Origin of the sequence: Eggerthella hominis (assembly GCF_014287365.1) — a bacterium.
GTDB classification, from domain to species: domain Bacteria; phylum Actinomycetota; class Coriobacteriia; order Coriobacteriales; family Eggerthellaceae; genus Eggerthella; species Eggerthella guodeyinii.
The window spans coordinates 117,374-138,095 of the sequence record NZ_JACOOA010000007.1 but is presented as its reverse complement, the minus strand read 5'-3'; the positions used below and the strand labels follow the sequence as shown (position 1 = coordinate 138,095).

General features: G+C 69.9%; 19 protein-coding genes. 10 read left to right on the top strand and 9 right to left on the bottom strand.

Going from position 1 to position 20,722, the window contains the following annotated elements; translation table 11 throughout:
- Positions 1-142: 142 nt before the first annotated feature.
- The gene (locus H8S61_RS14630) at positions 143-454 is read left to right on the top strand and encodes a type II toxin-antitoxin system RelB/DinJ family antitoxin (RefSeq protein ID WP_186939489.1); all 312 of its coding nucleotides are present in this window, start codon (positions 143-145) and stop codon (positions 452-454) included.
- Positions 451-897, top strand: a complete 447-nt coding sequence (locus tag H8S61_RS14625; RefSeq protein ID WP_160943190.1) for a type II toxin-antitoxin system VapC family toxin — start codon at positions 451-453, stop codon at positions 895-897. The genes H8S61_RS14630 and H8S61_RS14625 overlap by 4 nt, the downstream gene beginning before the upstream one ends.
- Before the next feature lie 7 nt (positions 898-904).
- Here H8S61_RS14625 and H8S61_RS14620 read toward each other — a convergent pair whose 3' ends face one another.
- Positions 905-2,122 carry a DEAD/DEAH box helicase gene (locus tag H8S61_RS14620; protein WP_255466639.1) on the bottom strand — a complete coding sequence of 406 codons (1,218 nt, stop codon included), beginning with the start codon at positions 2,120-2,122 and terminating at the stop codon, positions 905-907.
- 128 nt (positions 2,123-2,250) lie between these two features.
- Positions 2,251-3,552, bottom strand: coding sequence for an MFS transporter (locus H8S61_RS14615; protein ID WP_186939487.1), 1,302 nt, complete (start codon positions 3,550-3,552; stop codon positions 2,251-2,253).
- A gap of 89 nt (positions 3,553-3,641) precedes the next feature.
- Here H8S61_RS14615 and H8S61_RS14610 point away from each other — a divergent pair, with 89 nt between their 5' ends.
- Positions 3,642-4,562, top strand: coding sequence for a LysR family transcriptional regulator (locus tag H8S61_RS14610; protein ID WP_222617733.1), 921 nt, complete (start codon positions 3,642-3,644; stop codon positions 4,560-4,562).
- 460 nt (positions 4,563-5,022) lie between these two features.
- On the opposite strand, the gene H8S61_RS14605 is transcribed toward H8S61_RS14610, so the two are convergent.
- Both H8S61_RS14605 and H8S61_RS14600 read right to left on the bottom strand, forming a co-directional pair.
- Entirely contained in the window at positions 5,023-5,412 is a 390-nt protein-coding gene (locus H8S61_RS14605) for a MerR family transcriptional regulator (RefSeq protein WP_160943192.1), read from the bottom strand.
- Positions 5,413-5,567: 155 nt separating this feature from the next.
- Positions 5,568-6,110, bottom strand: a complete 543-nt coding sequence (locus H8S61_RS14600) for a flavodoxin family protein (RefSeq protein WP_186939486.1) — start codon at positions 6,108-6,110, stop codon at positions 5,568-5,570.
- A 242-nt stretch (positions 6,111-6,352) separates the two neighbouring features.
- On the opposite strand from H8S61_RS14600, the gene H8S61_RS14595 reads away from it, so the two are divergent.
- The 4 genes from H8S61_RS14595 to H8S61_RS14580 are packed head-to-tail and all read left to right on the top strand — an operon-like array spanning position 6,353 to position 11,468.
- The gene (locus H8S61_RS14595) at positions 6,353-9,226 is read left to right on the top strand and encodes a molybdopterin-containing oxidoreductase family protein (protein WP_186939485.1); all 2,874 of its coding nucleotides are present in this window, start codon (positions 6,353-6,355) and stop codon (positions 9,224-9,226) included.
- A gap of 3 nt (positions 9,227-9,229) precedes the next feature.
- Positions 9,230-9,808, top strand: coding sequence for a 4Fe-4S dicluster domain-containing protein (locus H8S61_RS14590; RefSeq protein ID WP_186939484.1), 579 nt, complete (start codon positions 9,230-9,232; stop codon positions 9,806-9,808).
- Positions 9,805-10,692, top strand: coding sequence for a TorD/DmsD family molecular chaperone (locus H8S61_RS14585; RefSeq protein ID WP_186939483.1), 888 nt, complete (start codon positions 9,805-9,807; stop codon positions 10,690-10,692). Before H8S61_RS14590 ends, H8S61_RS14585 begins: the two co-directional genes overlap by 4 nt.
- Before the next feature lie 8 nt (positions 10,693-10,700).
- Positions 10,701-11,468, top strand: coding sequence for a DmsC/YnfH family molybdoenzyme membrane anchor subunit (locus H8S61_RS14580; RefSeq protein ID WP_186939482.1), 768 nt, complete (start codon positions 10,701-10,703; stop codon positions 11,466-11,468).
- Between the two features lie 77 nt (positions 11,469-11,545).
- Here H8S61_RS14580 and H8S61_RS14575 read toward each other — a convergent pair whose 3' ends face one another.
- On the bottom strand, positions 11,546-12,160 hold the full coding sequence (locus H8S61_RS14575; RefSeq protein WP_186939481.1) for a Type 1 glutamine amidotransferase-like domain-containing protein: 615 nt from the start codon (positions 12,158-12,160) through the stop codon (positions 11,546-11,548).
- Between the two features lie 79 nt (positions 12,161-12,239).
- Between H8S61_RS14575 and H8S61_RS14570 the strand changes: the two genes are divergently transcribed.
- The gene (locus H8S61_RS14570; RefSeq protein WP_255466638.1) at positions 12,240-13,682 is read left to right on the top strand and encodes a DUF362 domain-containing protein; all 1,443 of its coding nucleotides are present in this window, start codon (positions 12,240-12,242) and stop codon (positions 13,680-13,682) included.
- A gap of 20 nt (positions 13,683-13,702) precedes the next feature.
- Positions 13,703-14,374 carry a flavodoxin gene (locus H8S61_RS14565; RefSeq protein ID WP_186939480.1) on the top strand — a complete coding sequence of 224 codons (672 nt, stop codon included), beginning with the start codon at positions 13,703-13,705 and terminating at the stop codon, positions 14,372-14,374.
- 48 nt (positions 14,375-14,422) lie between these two features.
- On the opposite strand, the gene H8S61_RS14560 is transcribed toward H8S61_RS14565, so the two are convergent.
- On the bottom strand, positions 14,423-15,274 hold the full coding sequence (locus tag H8S61_RS14560; protein ID WP_160943200.1) for an aldo/keto reductase: 852 nt from the start codon (positions 15,272-15,274) through the stop codon (positions 14,423-14,425).
- A 115-nt stretch (positions 15,275-15,389) separates the two neighbouring features.
- Here H8S61_RS14560 and H8S61_RS14555 point away from each other — a divergent pair, with 115 nt between their 5' ends.
- A complete protein-coding gene (locus H8S61_RS14555) occupies positions 15,390-16,265 on the top strand; it encodes a LysR family transcriptional regulator (protein ID WP_186939479.1) in 876 nt (291 codons plus the stop codon).
- Here the strand turns inward: H8S61_RS14555 and H8S61_RS14550 are convergent.
- The 3 genes from H8S61_RS14550 to H8S61_RS14540 are packed head-to-tail and all read right to left on the bottom strand — an operon-like array spanning position 16,237 to position 20,704.
- Complete coding sequence (locus tag H8S61_RS14550; RefSeq protein WP_186939478.1) at positions 16,237-17,616, bottom strand: galactose-1-phosphate uridylyltransferase; 1,380 nt, start codon at positions 17,614-17,616, stop codon at positions 16,237-16,239. The genes H8S61_RS14555 and H8S61_RS14550 overlap by 29 nt on opposite strands.
- A complete protein-coding gene (locus H8S61_RS14545) occupies positions 17,613-18,839 on the bottom strand; it encodes a galactokinase (RefSeq protein WP_186939477.1) in 1,227 nt (408 codons plus the stop codon). The genes H8S61_RS14550 and H8S61_RS14545 overlap by 4 nt, the downstream gene beginning before the upstream one ends.
- The gene (locus tag H8S61_RS14540) at positions 18,836-20,704 is read right to left on the bottom strand and encodes a glycoside hydrolase family 2 protein (RefSeq protein ID WP_186939476.1); all 1,869 of its coding nucleotides are present in this window, start codon (positions 20,702-20,704) and stop codon (positions 18,836-18,838) included. The genes H8S61_RS14545 and H8S61_RS14540 overlap by 4 nt, the downstream gene beginning before the upstream one ends.
- Positions 20,705-20,722: the final 18 nt, after the last annotated feature.

Sequence of the window (20,722 nt, the reverse complement as noted above, 5' to 3'; positions counted from 1 at the left end):
GTACCTGCCCGAAACTTCGGATCCCGACGCCCCTCGCGCTGGTCGGCGCGCGGTGCGGGAGTTTCCTCACTAGCCAGAATTGCATTACGTAATGCACTTTGGTAGACTAGAGGAAATCCAATGCGGGGAAGGCGGTGAGGCAATGGCGGCTACGGCAACTTTGAACGTACGTTTGCCCGAAGACTTGAAGGATCGCGGTGCTCAGGTGCTCAAGCGCGAAGGCGTGTCCGTGTCCGATGCGGTTCGCGGGCTGTACGAGTACATGGAGAGGGAGCAGCGCCTTCCGGAATTCATCAAGCCGGCGAGCGAGGATGCCCGCCGTGCGGCAGTAGGGCGCAAGCGCTCGACCCTGCGCGACATGGTAGGCATCTTGCCCGCATCGCCGTGCTTCGAAGCTTCGACCTCATGGCACGATCATCTCGAATGGAAAACCCGCCCGGGCGTTCGCTCATGAAAGTGCTGTTCGACGTCAACGTCATCATCGACATTTGGGGCAAAACCGAGGACTTCGCCTTTTCGTTCGAGGCCATGGACGTTGCCATCGTGCGCGAGTTCGAGCTGTGCATCACGGCAAACATGACGCCCAGCATCGTGTACCTGCTGTCGGCGCGGAAGCTCATGTCGCGCAAGGACGCTCGGGAGGCGTTCGGAAACCTGGCGAGCTTGGTCGAGATTCTCGACGTGGGGGCGTCCGATTGCCTGCGCGCGCACAGCGAATTCGAAGGCGATTACGAGGACGACCTCATCGCCTGCGCGGCGAAGCGCAACGGCGTCGACGTGATCGTCACCCGCAACAAGCGCGACTTCGCGCAATCGCCGGTGCCGGCGCTCACGCCCGAGGAGTTCGTGAGCGCCTACAAGCCCGCCGATATGGAGTACGGTTTAGTCGAGTTCTGACCTGCCGCTAGCGCCTTCTGCCGAAGCCGCCCGCGCCGTTGCGGCGCAGGGAGCGCGAGAACGCCGCGCTGCCCACCGTCGTCTTGGGCACGAACTGGCCCGCGAGCGCCTTCTCCGCCTCCGTCGCGTCGTAGCCGTCGATGTCCAGCGTGGGGATGTGCTCGCCCAGCAGCTTCTCGATGTCGAGCAGCTGCGCCTTCGCCTCGGGGCTGACGAACGAGATGGCGTAGCCGGTCTCGCCGGCGCGCCCCGTGCGGCCGATGCGGTGCACGTAGTCCTCGGGGCTCTCGGGCAGGTCGTAGTTCACCACGTACTCGATGTTCGACACGTCGATGCCGCGGGCCAGCACGTCGGTGGCCACGAGGACGTCGATCGTCCCCTTGCTGAAGCCCTCGAGCGCGCGCTTGCGCTGCACCTGCGTCTTGTCGGAGTGGATGGAGTCTGCGCGGAAGCCGGCCCGCTTCAGCTGGCCGGTGCAGATCTCGGCGCGGGTCTTCGTGTCGGTGAACACGATGACGCGCTTGTCGCCGCGCTGTTGGAGCACGAGGCGCAGCAGCTCCGGCTTCTTCATCGGGCCGACGGGGACGATGAACTGGTCGATGGTGTCGGCCGTCTCGCCTTTGTGGGACACCTCGACGAACGCGGGGTCCTTCAGGATGGAGGCCACGCTCTGCATGACCTTGCGGTCGAGCGTCGCCGAGAACAGCAGCGTCTGGCGCGAGGAGGGCGTGGCGGCCACGATGTTCTTCATGGTGGGCCAGAAGCCCATGTCCAGCATGCGGTCGGCCTCGTCCAGCACGAGCACCTCCACGTCGCCGAGCTTGACGTCGCCGCGCTCCATGAGGTCGTAGAGGCGCCCGGGCGTGGCGACGAGGACGTCGATGCCGCGGCCGAGCTTCGCGATCTGGCCCTTGTACGGCATGCCGCCCACCACGGTGAGCATGCGGCGCCCCGACGCCTTCGCCAGCTGCAGGCAGGCGGCGTCGATCTGCTGCGCGAGCTCGCGCGTGGGGCTCACGACGAGCGCCCGCGGCGACCCGGGGCGTTTGGCGCGCCCGATGCGCTCGAACAGGGGCAGCGCGAACGCCGCCGTCTTGCCGGTGCCGGTGGTCGCGGCGGCCACGACGTCGCGACCTTCGAGAACCAGCGGGATGGCCTGCTCCTGCACGGGGGTGGGTACGGTGAATCCCATCCGCGCGACGGCGGACAGGGTCGTCTCGGACAAACCGAGGTCTTGAAACGTCGAACTCAAAGCGCATCTCCAAGCATCATTACGGGATTCGCACGACGCGGCGCGCGGTTGGCGCGCATCGTGCGCGGCGCGGAAACAGGGTGCGCGCCGATCACCTGCGTCTATGATAGCCTATCGAGCGCGTTTGCGGGAGTTTCCTCGCGAATACCTCGCGAGCGGGCCCCGGAAAGCTCCGCGGCTTCGCGGGCGCGCCCTTCGGCGACGTCCCTGCGCTGCGCGTTGCGGGCCAGCGCAGAGGCCGATGCGGCGGCCGCGAGGGCGAACAGCGCTCCGACGGGGCCGGTGGCCAGCAGGCCTCCCGCGTTCACCACGAGCCCGCCGGCGAACGATCCCAGCGCGATGCCCGCGTTGAACGCCATGGGATGCAGCGAGGCGGAGAACGTGAGCGCGCTGGGGTAGTCGGTGCGGGCGACGTCCTGGAACAGCATCTGCACGGTGGAGTTCATCACGTACATGAGCAGGCCCACCGCGAGGATGTTCGCGATGCCTATGCCGCCGGCGGGCAGGCTCGCGGCCAGCAGGGCCAGCAAGGCCGCGTGCGCGACGAAAGCGACGGGTAGCGCACGCAGCCCGAAACGGCCCGCCACCCAGCCCGACAGCAGGTTCGAGCCCACGCATGCGGCGCCGAACAGCAGCAGCACGAGGCTCGCGCCCGCCGCGTCGAGGCCGACGACGTCGGCGAGGACGGGGGTGAGGTAGGTGTAGAACACGTAGGTGGACGCCGCGCCGGCGAGGATCATGGCGACGGCGCCCAGCACGCGCGCGTCGCCGAGCAGGCGCAGCTGCGCGCGCAGGGTGGGCGTCGCGCTCGCGGCGCGCGCGGAGGAACCGCGGGTGAGCGTCGGCAGCAGGGCGGCGCTCACGGCCAGGCCGAGCGCGAACACGCAGGCGTAGGCGGCCTTCCAGCCGAACGGGCCGGCCAGCGCCGTGCCGATGGGCACGCCGATGACGCTCGACACCGAGAACCCGGCCAGCACGAGCCCCAGCACGGCGGCCACGCGCTCCTTCGCCACGATGTCGGGCACGTAGGTGAGCGCGAGCGCCAGAAGCGTGCCCGACGCGGTTGCGGGCAGCACGCGCGAGACGAGCAGCAGCGCGTAGTCGCCGGCGAACAGGGTGAGCAGGTTGCCGGCGCTGAACACCGCCAGCAGCGCCGCCATCACCTTGAAGCGGTCGGCGCGCGCCGTGGCGAGCGCGACGACGGGCGTGGCGACGGCGCAGGCGAGCGCGTAGTAACCCACGAGGTCGCCGACGAGCGTGAGCGGCTCGCCCAGCCCCTCGGCCACGGCGGGCGTGATGCCGATCAGCACGAACTCGGCGAAGCCGAGCGCGAACGCGAGCGCGACCAGCAGGGCTGCCACGAGCGTGGCGCGTGCGGGGCTCGTTGGGGTTTCGGTGTTCATAGCATCCTCCAGCAGACGGTCCTTGGTTTCCTCCTCCACCGTACTGCGGGCGTGATAAGATAGCCAATGCTTATAATGAAAGCCTGCATATGCCTATCGGGTATACCGAAACGGAGGCCGTCGTGGAGCTTCGGACGCTCAGGTACTTCCTCGCCCTCGCGCAGGAGGGCACCGTCTCGAATGCGGCGAAAGCGCTGCACGTGACGCAGCCCACCCTGTCGCGCCAGCTGGCCGACTTGGAGAAGGGGTTCGGCAAGCAGCTGTTCGAGCGCGGGGCCAAGCGCATCGTGCTCACCGACGAGGGCGTGCGCCTGCGCGAGTACGCCGAAGCCATCGTGGAGCTGGCCGACAAGGCCGAGGCCGAGCTGGCCCAGCCCGAGCGCGCCGTAGCCGGCGACGTGTATATCGGCTGCGGCGAGTCGGACGCCATGCGCATCATCCTGCGCGCGGCGAAACGGGCGCGCGACGAGCACCCCGGCATCCACTTCCACCTGTTCAGCGGCACGAGCGCCGACTTGATAGACCGCTTCAACGAAGGGTTGCTCGACTTCATGGTGGAATTCGAGGCCGTGAGCCGCCCCGACTGCCTGTCGTGCCCGCTGCCCATGCTCGACACCTGGGGCGTGCTCATGCGCGCGGATTCCCCCTTGGCCGACCTTTCCGCCGTGCGGCCGGCCGATTTGGCCGCGCGTCCGGTCATCTGCTCGCGCCAGGCGCTCAAAGCGGGCGTCATGCAGGCGTGGGCGGGCGAGGCGTTCGATTCCTGGGACGTGGTGGCCACGTACAACCTCGTGTTCAACGGGGCGCTCATGGTGGAGGAAGGCCTCGGGTCGGCCATCTGCTACGATGGGCTGGTGAAGACGGCCCCTGGCGGCCCGGTGAGCTTCCGCCCGCTCGACCCGCCGCTCTCGTCGAACATCGACGTCGTCTGGAAGAAGCACCGCCGCCTCTCGAAGGCCGCCGAGGCGTTTTTGGCCTGCTTGCAGGAGGAATGCGCGGGCCAGGAGTGATGGCGAGCGTGCCGGCGAAGCACGAATGTCTTCGCCGGCACGCGTTCGCTTCGCACCGGAGGGAGGGGAGAAGCGCGAAGGGTCGAACAGGCGAGGTGCACCGCCTCGGCTTCTTCCACGTATGCCGGTCGGCGGGGATCCGACGGACGTCTTTTACACGTATTTCGAGCCTCAGTGCACAAAAAACCTCGACGTGCGAAACCTGTAGGCCTCGTGCACCCCGCCATGATGGACGCAGAGCGTATTTGGGAAATATCCTTTTCCCCGACCTGGTGTTTTCCCTGCGGTAAGCGGAGCCGTGCGATGAGGACGTCGGGGAAGTCTCGCACGACGGTGGTTTTTGTGCAGTACGGGCCAGATTCGATGCATGCTCTCCTTCGCTTCAGGGCGGCATCGCAAGGGCAGTGAAAAAGTGCCATCCGGTGCTTTTCTCAGAGAGGAGGAGATGCGGTGCGTATCTCTATTCTTTGCGCAGCCATTCGTCGCCGGTCTCGGAGCATTTCCCGCCGGCCCGGTAGCTGGCGATCTTGCCGTCGAGGCGCTGCACGGTGGCCCTCATCTCCTCGAGCTTCGCAGCCAGCTTCTCGCGCTGCTCGACGAGTATCTCGAGACGCGCGGCGGCGGTGTGCTCGCCTTCCTGGAACAGCGTCACGTACTCGACGAGGGCTTCGATCTGCACGCCCGACTCGCGCATGCAGCGGATGAACTCCACCCAGCCGCAATCGTATTCGGCGAAGTCGCGGATGCCGTTCGGCAGGCGCGTGACGTGGGGGATGAGCCCGATGCGCTCGTAGTAGCGGATGGTGTCGACCGAGACGTCGTATCGTTTCGCGACTTCGGCGATTTGCATGGCGATCCTCCTGCTTGTCGTGTTCGGCCCGCTCGTCCTGACACCACGGTACCCGGGCGGCGGGGAAAGGGCCAATGCTTATAGTGGAAGGTTTTTCATGCCCCGAAAGCATGACGGGGCCGAGGGGCCAGGGGCGGGCGAGGGGCACCCGGCCCCTACACGCCGCATCCCATGAGGCGCGCGCGGTTGACGACGTGCAGCCGGCTCTCGACCGCGCCCGGCGCATCGACACCCGCGGCGGTCACCACGCCCACGAGCCGCGCCTGCTCGAAGCAGTCGACCCAACCCTGCACGCCCTTGACCGCGCCGTCGAAGGCGTGCTCGTCCTCGTCGGCCGCTGTGGCCAGCAGGTACACGTCGCGAAACGCGGGACTGGCGGCGTAGGCCGGGTTGCTGCGGTCGAGCAGGGTCTTCAGCTGGCCCGCCATCTCGAAGAAGTAGATGGGCGTGGCCAGCGCGATGGCGTCGGCCGCGACGATGCGCTCCACGATGGCCGGCGCGTCGTCGTCGAGCGGGCACGCCGCGCCCGCCTGGCAGGCGAGGCATCCGCGGCAGAAGCCGATGCGCTTGCCGCGCAGGCTCACCGTCTCCACGTCGTGCCCCGCCTCGCGCGCCCCTTCGGCGAAGGCGAGCGCGAGGACGTGCGAGTTGCTGGAGGGTCTGAGGCTGGCGGATACGACCAAGACGTTCTTTCCCATGGTGCTTCCTCTCGTTCGGTGCGATGCGTCGATCGTCATGTCGCATCCCAGTGTGCCCCCTGGAGCGCGCTCCAAGTCAAATGGAGGTTTCGTGATGCGCGTCATCTCGATGCGCTTCCCACTGCATGCCTAGCAAGCATACGGAACTACTCATTATAGGTATTAGCTTTGTCCTTTTCCCCACCGCACAATGGGGGGCAAGGCCGGCGCGAGGTGCCGGCAGGGGGAAAGGAGAGACGAAGATGAGTTTGTTGCACAGCACCATGAGCCGTCGCAGCTTCCTGCGGGCGAGCGCGGGAGCCACGGCCGCCGCGGCGGCGCTCGGCCTCGCCGGTTGCTCGAGCGCGGAGGCGCCAGCGCGCCTCGCGGACGACGACGGCGCGCTGGTCATCGCGTCGGATGCGAGCGTCATCGGCGGGGAGGGGGAGTGGGTCCCCATCCACTGCCACCAGAACTGCAACCAGATGTGCCTGAACATGGGCTACGTGGTGGACGGCGTGGTGGTTCGGCAGAAGACGGACGACGCTCGCGAGGACCGCTTCGACTGCCCGCAGCAGCGCGGCTGCCTGCGCGGCCGCAGCCTGCGCCAGCAGGTGTACAACGCCGATCGCATCAAGTATCCCATGAAGCGCAAGCATTGGCAGCCCGGCGGTGGCGAGGGCACCCACGGCGAGCTGCGCGGCAAGGACGAGTGGGAGCGTATCGGCTGGGACGAGGCGCTCGACTACGTGACCGACGAGCTCAAGCGCGTGTATGCGGAATACGGCCAGGACGCCGTCATCTGCAATGGCTGGCGTTGGGCCCCCGCTTCGGCCATGTTCCCCGTCATCGGCGGGGCGGTGTACAACACCGAGACCGAGTCGTTCGGCTGCTGGGCGTTTCAAACCGAGGCGCTGGGCCTGTACTCGCACGGCGACCATCCCGACCTCATGATGGGCCCCGACAAGTACGACCTGCCGAACGCCGACACCATCGTGCTGTACGGCTGCAACCCCGCGTGGGCGCAGCATTCCAGCATGTACTGGCTGAACAACGCTCGTGACGCGGGCACCGAGTTCGTGTACGTGGGCCCCAGCTACAACGTGAGCGCCGCGCAGCTGGGTGCGCGCTGGATACGCGTGCGCCCCGGCACCGACACGGCGTTTTTGCTGGCCGTGATCCACGAGATGATCCGCTTGGACGACGAGCGCGGCGACGTCATCGACTGGGACTTCGTGAACGAGCGCACGGTGGGCTTCACGCCCGAGACCATGCCCGACGATGCGGCCGACGACGAGAACTACCGCGACTACGTCCTGGGCGCCTACGACGGCCAGCCGAAGACGCCGGAGTGGGCGAGCGAGATATGCGGCACGCCGGTGGAGGACATCGCGTGGTACGCGGAGCTGGCCGGCAAGAACAACAAGGTGATCTTCTTCCACAGCTACGCGGCGTCCCGCTACCTGGGCGCCGAGAACCTGCCGCAGGCGTTCATGACCGTGTCGGCCCTGGGCGGCCACTACGGCAAGTCGGGGCACGGCTCGGCCGCCATCTACACGTGGGACGCGGGAGATTCGGGTTACCGTCTCATCCAGCATGCAGGCGGCGACTACGGCTATATCGACAACCTCGTGGGTTCTCCGGGCGCTACCGGGCCGAACCGCTGCATCGAGGGCAACTCGTGGTGGAGCTCGCTTGCGGAAGGCCGCTACCTCTCCACGTCGGTCGGGCCCTACGACCTGGGATCGGGCGACGATCCCGCCAAGCTGCGCGCCAACACGCCCACCTACCACGAGGCGCGCGAGATGCCTGTCAACCCGCGTCTCTTGTTCCAGACGAACTCCAACTTCATGCAGACGCGCGGCAACCTGCCCACGGCCATCGAGGTGATGCGCGCCGCGGACACGTGCATCTCGCTCGAGATCAAGTTCTCGCTGACCGCGCAGTTCGCCGACATCATCCTGCCGGTGGCCACGCACTGGGAGGGCAACGACGACGAGGCCTGGGGCGAGCTGTGCTGGCCGAGCCCCTTCGGCGACGGCAACGGTCAGAAGCAGCGCAAGGACGCGCTTCTGGCGTGGCGCCCGCTCGTGAAGCCGATGTACGAAGCGCGTGAGGAGAAGCGCATCTGCCGCGACATCATCGAGCGCATGGGTTTCGACCCCGACGAGGCGTATCCCAAGAGCAACTACGACCAGTGGCTCGGCTACTTCCTGGGGATGCGCGAGCTTTCGAGCGACCTGTCGCGCTGGGAACCGGTGATCGCCTGGACGGCCGCCGACAACGAGAAGCACGGCGCGAACTACCCGGAGCAGGAGGGCAAGGTGGGTTTCGACGAGTTCATGGCGCGGGGCTCCTACGTGGTCGAGCGCTCCGCCGACGACCGGCGCAACTACGTGGGCTACCGCGACGACAAGCTGGGCATCGGCGAGGACGGCACGTCGGTGACGGTTGCCGACCCCGCATGGCCGCGTCCGTCCCGTTCGGGCAAGCTGGAAATATACTGCCAGTTCAAAGCCGACAACGTGAACCGAGTGGGTCTCAACCCCGAGCCCATCAAGCCCTATGCGAACTACTTCGTGCCGAACCGCGGCTACCAGGAGACGTTTGCCGACTGGGATGCCAAGGTGAAGGCCCCCTATCCGCTGCAGGCGTACACGCCCCACTACATGCGCCGTGCGCACACGTGCTACGACAACATGGCGTGGACGCAGGAGGCGTTCGCCAACCCGGTGTTCATGAACGCCCAGGACGCCGAGGAGCGCGGCATCGAGGCCGGCGACGCGGTGGCGTGCTTCAACGAGTTCGGTCGCATGCTTCGCCGCGCCCAGCCCTTGCACGGCATGATGCCGGGCACGGCAGCCATCCCTCACGGCGTGCGGACGCTGCTCGACGAGAGCGACCCCGACCGCATCGTCGATCGCGGCGGAAGCGAGCAGATGCTCTCCGACGGGCAGCAATCGAACTACTTTCCCCAGGTGGACGGGTACAACAGCCTGCTCATCGAAATCGAGAAATACGACGGCGAGCCCCTACCTGCCGACTGCGATCGCGGCCCGTTCCTGGCGCCCGGCATCGACGCCGAGGACACGCCCGCGTACACCGCCCGGGGTATCTACGAGAACGAGGAGGCATAGACGATGAGCTTGGGATTCTACGTTGACCTGCAACGCTGCATCGGCTGCCGCACCTGCCAGGTGGCGTGCAAGGACCGTCGCGACCTGCAATCGGCGGGCCCGCGCCCGCGCAGGGTGGATTCGTTCGAGTGCGGGACGTATCCGGACGTGAGCCTGTTCCACCTCGCGCTGTCGTGCAACCACTGCGACGACCCGGCGTGCGTGGCGGGCTGCCCCACGGCCGCCCTGCACAAGGCCGGCGACGGCACCGTGCAATACGATGCCGACCGCTGCGTGGTCTGCCGCAACTGCATGACGGTGTGCCCCTACGGCGCGCCACAGCACGACGAGGACGCGAACCTCATCGCGAAGTGCGACGCCTGCAAGGCGCTGCGCGATGCGGGTCGCAATCCCGTGTGCGTGGACGCGTGCCCCATGCGGGCCCTCGAGTTCGGCGAGCTGGACGGGCTGCGCGCCGCGCACGGAGACGATCTGACGAGCGAGCTGCCCGTGCTGCCGAGCGCCGACGTCACGCACCCGAACCTGCTGCTGCGTCCGAGCGCGGGAGCGCTGCGCGAGGATTTCCGCGAGGTGACCCTGTGAGCGCGGCCGAGGCGGCGACGGTCGCCGGGGTCGCGGAGGAGTCGTTCGCGCTCGAGGAGCTGCTGCTGTCCCGCGCCTATCTGTACACGCTGTTCCACAAGCTGCTCGGCGCCGCGCCGGACGCGCCGGCGCTCGACGTGCTGCTGGGGCGGGGGACCGCCGAGGTGGTGGGCACCTACGCTGAAGACGACGCGACGATGCGCGGGTTCGGACGCTTCCTGCAAAGCTTGGCCGCGCGCGAGGATCGCGCTGCTCTGCTCGACGAGACGCGCGACGAGCACGTGCGGCTGTTCGTCGGCCCTGGGCCGCTGCCGGCGTTCTCCTGGGAGTCGCCCTATCGCACGCACGAGCCGTCGCTGTTCCAGGAGAGCACGCTGGCCGTGCGCGCCGCCTACCGTGCGCACGGCTTCGAGCCGAAGCGCCTCGCGCGCGTGCCCGACGACCATGCGGCCCTGCTGTGCGCGTTCCTGGCGCAGCGCTCTGGTGTGGCGCTGGCGGCGCTGCGTGCGGGCGACGCGAACGGGCTCGCCGTCGAGCTGCGCGACGAGGAGGCGTTCGTGGCGGCGCATCTGACGAGCTGGTTGGACGCGTTCGCCCAGGCGGTGCGGCGGTCGAGGACGGCGGTGCTGTACCCGCAGCTGATCGAGGCGCTTGCGGCGTTCGCACGCGTGGACGCCGTGTTCCTTGCTGAGGCGGCGTACTGGGCCGAGGGCCTGGCCGCCGAAGGGACGCCCGTCGGTGCGCCGGACGTGCGGCAGGGGAGCGCCGAGGCCCGCGCGCTCGAGGCTGCGCGCGAAGCGCTTGCGGCGCTCGAGGCGCTGCGCCCGTACGGCATCGAGGATTACGAGCTTGTTCCCGCGCGTTCGTGCGCGGGAACGCGATGAGGATGGTGATGGCATTGATTACCGAATTCCCCCTGTTCGCGTTCACGACCCTGGGCGGCATGGCTGCCGGGGCGTACGCGGTTGCCGCGTGCTTTGCGGACGACGGGCGAGAGGCGAAGCGCCCCTGGTTGTTCCCGCTCGCGTGCCTCGCGCTGTTGGGCGTCGGGCTCTTGGGCGTGCTCGGGCACCTCGGGCGTCCCGAGCGGTTCCTGCTGGCGATGAGCAACCCCGCGTCGATGATCGCGGAGGAGGCGTACTGGTCCATCGCGTTCGGGGTGCTGGTGCTGGTCGATTTCGTGCTGCTGCTGCGCCGTGGCGCGAGCCCGCGCGTCGTGCGCGTCGCGGCTGCGGCGGCCGCGCTCGGGCTCATGGGCGTCATGGGGTGGGCGTACTTCACGAGCTACGGCAATCCCGCCTGGGCGACGTGGCAGACGCTGCCGCTGTTCGTGGCGGGCGACCTGGCCATGGGCGCGGCGCTGTGGGCGCTGTTGCGCGGCGGAACGTATCGCAACGACCTGTTCGCCGCGGCCTTCACGGTTCTCGGTGCGCTCGCGATCGCGTCGATCGCGCTGGTGGCCGCGCACTTCGCCTCGCTCGGCTACGACGCGCTGCCGTTCGCCGCAGCCGTCGTGCTGGCGGCTGCGGGCGTCGCGTTCGGCCTGCTGGCCTGGAAAGGCAAGCTCCCGGCCGCGGTCGGCCCGGCGACGGCGTTCGCCCTCGTGCTGGTCGGCGTGGCAACCGCCCGCTACGCCTTCTACGCCGCCAGCATCCTGTAACCCTTTATGGCGCACGGCGGGGACGGACGGTTGAAAGTGTCCCAAAAGGGGACAGTCCCCTTTTGGGACATTCCGCCTCACGTATTCAGCACCCGCACGGCTCCGTTCTCCACGTAGAGCGCTTGGTTGTCGTCGAAGGGGCGTACGTCGAGGGCTCCGGCGTGCTCGCGGACGATACGCTCGGCGGCCGGTCCCAGTTCGCGGTTGTTCGCATGGGGCACCGGGTAGAAATCGACGAGGCCGAGCCCGACGGTGTCGCGCAGGTCGGGCGCGCGATCGGGACGATCCATGGCGCGCGAGTACGCGATGTCGGGCGCCGCGACGATGGCCCCGGCCGACTCCCCGATGTAGAGCTTTCCCGCGCGCACCGCTTCGCGCAGCAGCTCGTCGGCTCCCGATTTCCTCAGCTCCTGCAGCAGGTAGAACGTGTTGCCGCCCACGACGAAGACGAGGTCGTTGCGCTCGAAGGCGCGCCGCATGGCCTCGTAGGGGGCGGTGGACACGTCGACCGCGTCCACGCGCAGGCCCATGCCGCGCAGCGCCCATCGGCTCATGCGGGCGAGGAACCCCCGGCGCTCGACGCGGCTTGCCGTGGGGATGTAGGTGACGGATTTGCCCTTGAGGTCGGGTTCGACTTGCCTAAGGAGGCCCGTGACGTTCTGAAACAGGGAAACGAGAAGCAGTTTCTCCATAAAACCGTCCTTTCCCGCTTGACCTGAAGTGCGCTCCAGCCGCTATGGTACCAGGAAGCCGACGACGAAAGGGGTCGCGATGAACGAGATGAAGGACGCTCGCAAGGCAGCGCGCATGGATCGGCGCACGTTCGTCATGGGTGCGGCCGCGCTCGGGGCGACCGCGTTGGCAGGCGGGGCGCTGGTCGGCTGCGCAAACGGCGGCGAGCAACCGGCGGCGGCGCCCGCATCCGCCGCCCCCGAAACGCCGGCGCCCGCGCCCGATGCGCCGCGCGTCGCGCAGCTTCCCTACGATTCGGCGTTCCCTCCGCACGAGCCTCTCGGGCGCGGTGTGGGCGCCCTGCCGGGGCGCGTTGCCTGGGTGCGCGACGCGGCGGCCGTGACCTGGGACGGGTCGGGCTACTGGTGGCAGCGCGAGCACTTCGACGAGGGTGCGGTGCGGCGCATGGTGGACGACGGGATCGCCGCCACGGCGGGCGCGGACGACGCGGCGTCCGGGTGGCGGGCGCTGTTCGAGGCGCACAACGCCCGGGTCGGGCGCAGCGGCGGCTACCGGGCGGGTCAGAAGATCGCCGTCAAGGCCAACATGAACGGCGCGGGCACGAACGGCTCGGACGTCGACAGCGCCATGAGCTATACGACGCCCGTGCTGCTGCGGGCGCTGCTGCTCTCGCTCGTGGAGGATGCGGGCGCGGCGGCGTCCGACATCGCGGTGTACGACGTGTGCCGCATCGTCCCCGAGCACGTGCGCGCGCTGTGCTCGGAGGGCGCGCTCGCCGGCGTGCGCTTCCGCTACAACGACGAGGGCGGCCCGAACGACGTCGTCGGCGACGAGGACGCGCCGATCCGGTGGTCCGCGGACGTGGCCGGCGACGCCAACGTCGTGCCGGCGTGCGCGTCGGAAGCCGACTACCTGATCGGGCTCGCCAGCCTCAAGGGGCACTCCTACGGCCTCACGCTCAGCGCGAAGAACCACTTCGGCTCGCTCGTCAATTCCAGCCGTCTGCGCCCGCCCGAGGCCGCCGGCGTGCATCGTTTCGTGTCCGGCCAGGTCATGGGCATGTATACGGTGCTCGTCGACCTGCTGGCGAACGCGCACCTCGGCGGCAAGACGATGCTGTGGATGCTCGACGGCCTCGTGCCCGCCACGTCCGAGGGCGCATCGGTCACGGCCGAAGCCGCCCGGTGGGAGGGCGCTCCCTTCGACGGCGGCTTCGCTGCCAGCCTGCTGCTGTCCCAGGATCCGGTGGCGCTCGACTCGGTGGGCGCCGACTTCCTCGTCAACCAGCCGGCGGTCACGTCGCGCAACGCCGCGCTCGACGGCAACCTGGGCGTGGAGAACTACCTGCACGAGGCCGCCCTCGTCGCCGCGCCGCCGTCGGGCGCGGCCTACCGCGACGGCGCGGGCGGCCCGGTGGGAAACCTCGGCGTGCACGAGCATTGGAACAACGCGGTCGAGCGCCTCTACAGCCGCGACCGCGGCGAGGCCGAGGGCGTCGAGCTCGTCCGCATACTGCGATAACGATTGAAAAGGAGCATGAAATGAACGAACGGGACATGGATCGGCGAACCTTCGTGATGGGTTCGTTCGGCTTGGGGCTGGCGGTGCTCGGCGCGGGCGTGCTGGCCGGGTGCGCGGCGCCCGCCGAACCCGCAGCGGCGCCCGAGGCGCCCGAGGCGGACGCCCCGGGCGCGGAGCCCGAGCCGACGCCCGCCCCGGCCTCGGGGACGAGCGGTGGACGCGCTCTCGTGGCGGTGTTCTCGTACTCGGGCACCACGCTTACGGTGGCCGAGCGCATCGCCGAGGCGACGGGGGCCGACCTCTTCCGCATCGAGACGGCGGATGCGTACCCCGACGACTACGACGCCATGATCGCCCAGGTGCAGCGCGAGCAGGACGAGGGCTACCTGCCGACCCTCGTCGGGGAAGCGCCCGATTGGGACGCCTACGACACCGTCTACCTCGGGCATCCCATCTGGTGGGGCGGCCTGCCGCACGTGATGCGGGCGTTCCTGTCGCAGCACGACCTGGCGGGCAAGACGACGGCCCCGTTCTCCACGAGCAGCTCGAGCGGCAACGCCGCCGCCCTCGACGCCCTGCGCGAGCTGTGCCCCGAAGCCGACGTGCGCGAAGCCCTGCATCTCACGCGCGGCAGCCTTCCCGGCGCGCTCGACGAGGTGGAGCCGTGGATCGAGGGGCTGGCGCGCGCCTGATCGGCAACGCCGCCGCCCCGCGAGCGTCGCCCGCGGGGCGGCGGCGCGCTACATCACGCGCGTGCCGAAATCGGCCATGGACTCGACGAATTCCGGGTCGTAGTGGCTGAAGAACAGGCTTTCCCCCTTGTCGAGCGCGCGCAGGGCGCCCAGGTCCTCGGCGTCCAGCTCGAAATCGAACACCTGGAAGTTCTCCCGCATGCGCTCCTTGCGCACCGACTTGGGAATGACGGCCACGCCGCTTTGGATGAGGAAGCGCAGCGCCGTCTGGGCCGCCGTCTTGCCGTGCTTCGCGCCCACGGCCGCAAGCACCGGGTTCGAGAAGAAGCCGTTGCGCCCCTCGGCGAAGGGCCCCCAGGACTCGTGCGCCACGCCGTAGCGGTCCATGACCTCGCGCGCGGCGCGCTGCTGCTGGAACACGTGCGTTTCCACCTGGTTCACCATGGGCTTGATCTCGCTGAATCGGCAGAGGTCGACCAGGCGGTCCGGGTAGAAGTTCGACACGCCGATGGCACGCGCCTTGCCGGAGCGGTACGCGGCCTCCAGGGCCCGCCAGGTTCCGTAGTAGTCGCCGAAGGGCTGGTGGATCAGCAGCAGGTCGACGTAGTCGCATCCCAGCTTGCGCAGCGAGCCGTCGATGGAGGCCGCCGCGTTCTTCTCGCCGGCGTGGTAGATCCACACCTTGGTGGTGAGGAACAGCTCGTCGCGCGCCACGCCGCTCTTCGCGATGGCCGCGCCCACGCCCTCCTCGTTGTAGTACGCCTGGGCGGTGTCGATGTGGCGATAACCCGTTTCCAGGGCGTCGCTCACGCAGCGCTCGGCGTCGCCGGCGTCCACCTGGTACACGCCGTAGCCCAAAAGAGGCATGCGCACGTTGTTGCTCAAGGTGAGGTAATCCATGTCGCTTCCTTTCGTCGTGATCGGTTCTCTATGCATAGTATGCAGAGCCGAAAGAAGGAAGTACAATGCAAGAAGCGTTGTAGCCATGCATGAAACGCATAGCGGAGGTGAAGCGATGGAACTGGAACAGCTGAGGCAGCTCGAGGCGGTCGCGTCGTGCGGGACGTTTTCGGCCGCCGCGGAGCGGACGCACATCTCGCAGCCGGCGCTGAGCCGCTCGATGCAGCGCCTCGAGGCGGAGCTGGGCGCCAGTCTGTTCGCGCGCACGAAGAACAGCGTGGAGCTCAACGAGGCCGGCTTGCTGGCGCTCGAGCACGCGCAGGGCATCCTGCGCGATGTCGCCCGCATGCGGGAGGCGCTCGACGGTCTGCGGGCGCGCCGCAGCATGCTGCGCGTCGGGACGTGCGCGCCCGCGCCGCTGTGGCGGCTCATGCCCGCCATCGCCGAGCGCCGCCCCGACCTCGTGGCTAATCCCGAGACCATGCCCGTGGCCGAGCTCGAACGCCGGCTGCTGGACGGCACCCTCGATTTCGCCATCGTGCCGTACCGTCCGGAGGGGGAGGGCGTGCGCAGCGCCGTGCTCATGCGCGAGGACCTGTGCGCGTTCCTGCCGAAGGGCCATCCGCTGGCGGGCCGCTCCTCCCTCTCGCTTGCGGAGCTGGACGGCGAGACGTTCCTGCTGTACGCCGGCATCGGGTTCTGGCGCGACATCTGCGAGCGCCTCATGCCGCGCGCCCACTACGTCACGCAGAGCGACTACCTGGTGTTCGGCCAGCTGGCGCGCACCTCGCCGCTGCCGAGCTTCGTCACCGACGAGTCCGAGCTGAAGCGCGCCGACCTCGACCGCGTCTCCATCCCCCTCGAAGACGCCGCCGTGCACGTGACGTTCTACCTGGCCATGCGCGAGAGGCCGGGCCACCCGCTGAACGACCTCATGGACTGGCTCGAGCGCAGGTTCGCCCTCACCGGGAGCGGCCCAGCTCCCCGATGAACGCGTCCCAGCCCGCGCGGCCGACGGCGTCGCGCTTGAAGACGCCGGTGGATTCGAGGACGGCGGCGAACACCCGGGCAACCTCCTCGCGCACGACGGGGCCGGGCGCGCCGCCCTCGGCGCCGCCGTGCGGGCCGTCCGCGCGATCCGCGGCGAGGTCCGCGCCTCGGCGGGCCAGCACGTCGGCCGCCCAGGGGGCGTGGGGCGCGGTGTCCGCGCAGGTCAGCAGGCGCGCCTCCAGCTCGCGCGGGGAGCGGCCCTCGCGCGCGGCCGCGCGCAGCTCGCGCTCTACGGCCGGCAGCTCGCGGGCGAGGCGGGGCGGCAGCACGGCCAGCCCCATGATCTCGACGAGGCCGATGTTCTCCTTCTTGATGTGGTGCAGCTCCTCGCCGGGATGGAAGACGCCCCACGGGCGCGCGCCGTCGGCGCGGTTGTTGCGCAGCACGAGGTCCATGACGTAGGCGGGGCCGACGCGCCGCACGATGGGGTTGAGCGTGTTGTGGCGCACGGGCGCGCCCCCGGCGCCGCGGCTGCACGCGCGCACGCCGCCCGGCTCGAACGAGAAGCCCTGCCACGCGTCCAGCACGCGCGCCGCCGCCCGCGCGAGGGCGGCGCGGTCGCGCGAGGCGAGGCGCAGCACCGACGCCGGCCATGTCACGACGCCGACGCGCACCTCCGGCAGCCCCGGCAGCTCGACGGCGCGCTCGACGGGCGCGTTCATGAGGGGGAACGTATGGCGTCCGCCCTGGAAGTGGTCGTGGGAGAGGATGGAGCCGCCCACGATGGGCAGGTCGGCGTTCGAGCCGACGAAGTAGAACGGGAACAGGTCGACGAAGTCGAGCAGCCGCTCGAAGCCGGCCTCGTCGATCTTCATGGGCCGATGCTCCGCGGACAGCGCGATGCAGTGCTCGGGGAAGTACGCGTACGGCGAGAACTGCAGCCCCCAGCGCTCGCCGCCCAGCTCGATGGCGGCGATGCGCAGGCCCGGCTTGGCGGGGTGCTCGGGCGTGCCGGGGAACCCCTCGTTCTCCCAGCAGAGGTCGCACTGCGGCACGCCGACGCCGGCCCCCGCTCCGCTTTCGGCCCCCGCGCCTCCCGCGTCCGTCGCGCCCGCCGCCGCGGCGATGGCGCGCGGGTCCTTCTCGGGCTTCGCGAGGTTGACGGTGCACTCGAGCGGGCCGTACGCGCTCCCGCTCGTCCAGCGGATGCTGCGCGCGTCGGCCGCTCCCGCGAGGTAGCCGCTTGCAACGCCGAGGCCGTGCAGGTACGCTGCCGCCTGCTCGGCCTCGCGCGCGAGCAGGCGGTCGAACGTCGCGCGCACCTCCTCGGGCGGCGGCAGCGGCGCGCTCATCGGGCGACCTGCCGGACGCGCGCTCCCGGAGCGCCTATCGACACGGGCAGGCAGGCCTCGTAGCCCAGCAGCGCGTCCATCGAGGTGCGGAACGCCGAAGCCTCGTCGCACGGCACGATGGCCAGCACGCTGCCCCCGAAGCCGCCGCCGTGGATGCGGTACGCGCCGCGCCCGCCCAGCAGGTGCGCGCACAGCGCGAGGATCACCATGGCCGGCTGCTCGTCGCCCGAGCCGTCGCCGCGCGGCGACACGTTCTGCAGGAACTGGGCCGACGATGCGCCCGATTGCCGTACGAGGCGGAGAAACGTCGCGAAATCGCCGCTCGCCAGCGCCTGCTCCTGCGCGGCCACGCGCCGCGTCTCCTCGAAGTAGTGAAGGGCGCGCAGCGCCGCGCGGTCGCCGAGCTCGACGCGCACGCTCGCCAGCGCTTCCAGAAACTCCCGATAGGGAACGTCTTCGAGCCTCTCGCGGCCGAGGCGCCGTGCGACGGCGCGCATGTCGGTGGGGATGGCCACGAATTCGTCGGTGTAGCGGGAATGGTCGCAACGGCTGTCCACCAGGTACAGGGCGTGCCCGCTCGTCCGCACGTCGAAGTCGACGGGCGCCACACGGGGCACGCTGCCCTCGAAATCGAGGCTCACGATGCCGCCGTACGCGCTCGCCAGCTGATCCTGCGCGCCGCTCGGCTTCCCGAAATGCACGTCCTCCGCCCACGATCCTTCCAGCGCGAGCGAGGTGAGGTCGCGCTCCGGAGCGGGCCCGTCCGGCTCGCACACCGCGCGGATCAGCAGCCCGAGCAGCATCTCGAAGGCGGCCGACGAGGACACGCCGTACCCTGCGGGCACGTCCGAGCACGTCACCGCGTCGAAGCCGCGCACCATGCCGCCCGCGCGCGCGAACGCCGCCGCCATGCCGCGCACGAGGGCGCGCGACGTCTCCCGCTCCTCCTCGCGCGCTTCGAGGTCGCCGACGTTCACAAGCGCCTCGCCGAAGCCCTCCATGCACACGCGGATGTCGTCGGTGCCGTTCGGCGCGGCCAGGGCGAACATGCGCAGGTCGATGGCGGTGGAGATGGTGCGCCCGCCCTGATGGTCGGTATGGTTGCCGGCCAGCTCCACCCGTCCGGGCGCGGAGGCGAACGCGAACGCGCGCCCGTCCGCGTCGCCGAACAGCGTGGCGAATCGGCACCGCAGGTGCGCGAGCGCCTCTTCCTCGGTTCTCATCGCGTACCCTCCTCGGCCGCCAGCTTGTTGACACGCCTATCGTAGGTCAGAAGCCCGTTCGTCTCCTCCTCGACGTCGGACAGCTGCGTGTACACGTAGCCCGCGAGCCCCGCCTCCTCCAGCGCGTCGGCCTGCGCGAGCACCTCGCGCACGGCCGTGCGGAACGACGCGAGGTCGGGGTACGCGGCGTAGCCGTACGACGAGGCCAGCGCGCTGTGCGCGGCCAGGTGGCACGACAGCCCGCCGAACTCCGAGATGACGAACGCGCGCCGCGGCCGCGCCGCGTCGTCGTACACCTCGAGCGGCCGGAAGTAGTTGTGCACGCTCAGGAAGTCCCCGCAAGCCTGGTCGTACCAGCCGCTGACGGCGTCGATGGGACGCGTCGGGTCGAGCCCGCGCACCAGCTCAACCGCCGCGCGCGCGTCGAACTGCCCCCAGGCCTCGTTGAACAGCACCCAGGTCACGATGGACGGGTGGTTCCCCAGATGGCGCACCGTGGCGGCGCACGCGTCGGTCCACTCGGCGCGGAACGCCGCGCTGTCGGACGCGAGCCCGGGGTAGTGGCGCGGGTCGTCGTCGGCGTAGCGGCCCCACGAGCCGCGGAAGAACGTGGGCTTGTAGCTGGAGTGCCACGGGTCGGGCGCCGCGCCGCCGCTCACCATGTCCTGCCACACCAGCATCCCCAGCTTGTCGCAGTGGTAGTACCAGCGGTCGCTCTCCACCTTGATGTGCTTGCGCAGCAGGTTGAAGCCGGCCTCGCGCATCGCGCGCACGTCGAAGGCCAGCGCCTCGTCCGACGGCGCGGTCATGAGGCCGTCGGGCCAGTACCCCTGGTCGAGCACGCCGCGCAGGAAGACGGGCTCGTGGTTGAGGCACAGCCGCCGCACGCCGCGCCCGTCCTCCTCCACGGTCACGGTGCGAAACGCGCAGTAGCTGCCCACCCGGTCGTTGCCGTACGACACCTCGAGGTCGTAGAGGTGCGGGTCGTCGGGGCTCCACCGGTGCGGGTCGGCGACGTCGATGGCGATCGTGCAGGCGCCGTCCTCCGGCGCCGCGGACGCGCGCCCGACCTCCGCGCCGCCGTCCAGCAGCCGCACGCTCACCGCCGGCGCCGTCCCGGCTGCCGCATCCGCGCCGCCGTCCGCGCGCACGTTCGCCCGCAGCACGAGCTTTCCCTCGTCGGCCCGCGCGTCGATGGCGAGCGACTCCAGGTGCGCGTTCGGCACCGCCTCCAACCACACGCTCTGCCAGATGCCGCTCTGCGCGGTGTACCAGATGCCCCCGCGCGCAAGCCGCTGCTTGCCGCGCAGCTGCACGCCGGCGTCGCTCGGGTCGTGCACGCATACGACCAGCTCGTTGTCGCCGTCCGTCAGCGCGTCGGTGACGTCGAAGGCGAACGGCAGGTACCCGCCCGCATGCGCGCCCACGCGCGCGCCGTTCACGGAGCAGGCGCATGCGTAGTCCACGGCCTCGAAGTGCAGGATGCAGCGCTGGCGGGATGCGTCGAACCCCTCCGGCGCGCCGAAGCGCCGCCGGTACCACAGGAGCTCGCCCGGCTGCAGCTGCCGCCCGACGCCCGACAGGGGCGCTTCCGGCGAGAACGGCACGAGGATGTCCCCGTCCCACGCGGCGGGCGGCTCGGCGTCGCGCCACGCGCTCGCCGCGTCGGCGACGGGCGCGATCGCGTAGTCCCAGCGCCCGTCGAGCACCTCGAAGGCCGCCCGCGCGAACTGCGGGCGCGGGTGGTGCGCCGCGCGGTCGCCGCCCGCTGCGGCGAAGTCGCTCCACGGCGTGGTCAGCGGTTGCAGCGCGGCGTGCTCCGGCTTGCGCGGCGCGCTTGCGATGACGCGCTTGAGGTCGAGCATGGCTGGCTCCTTTTCGTC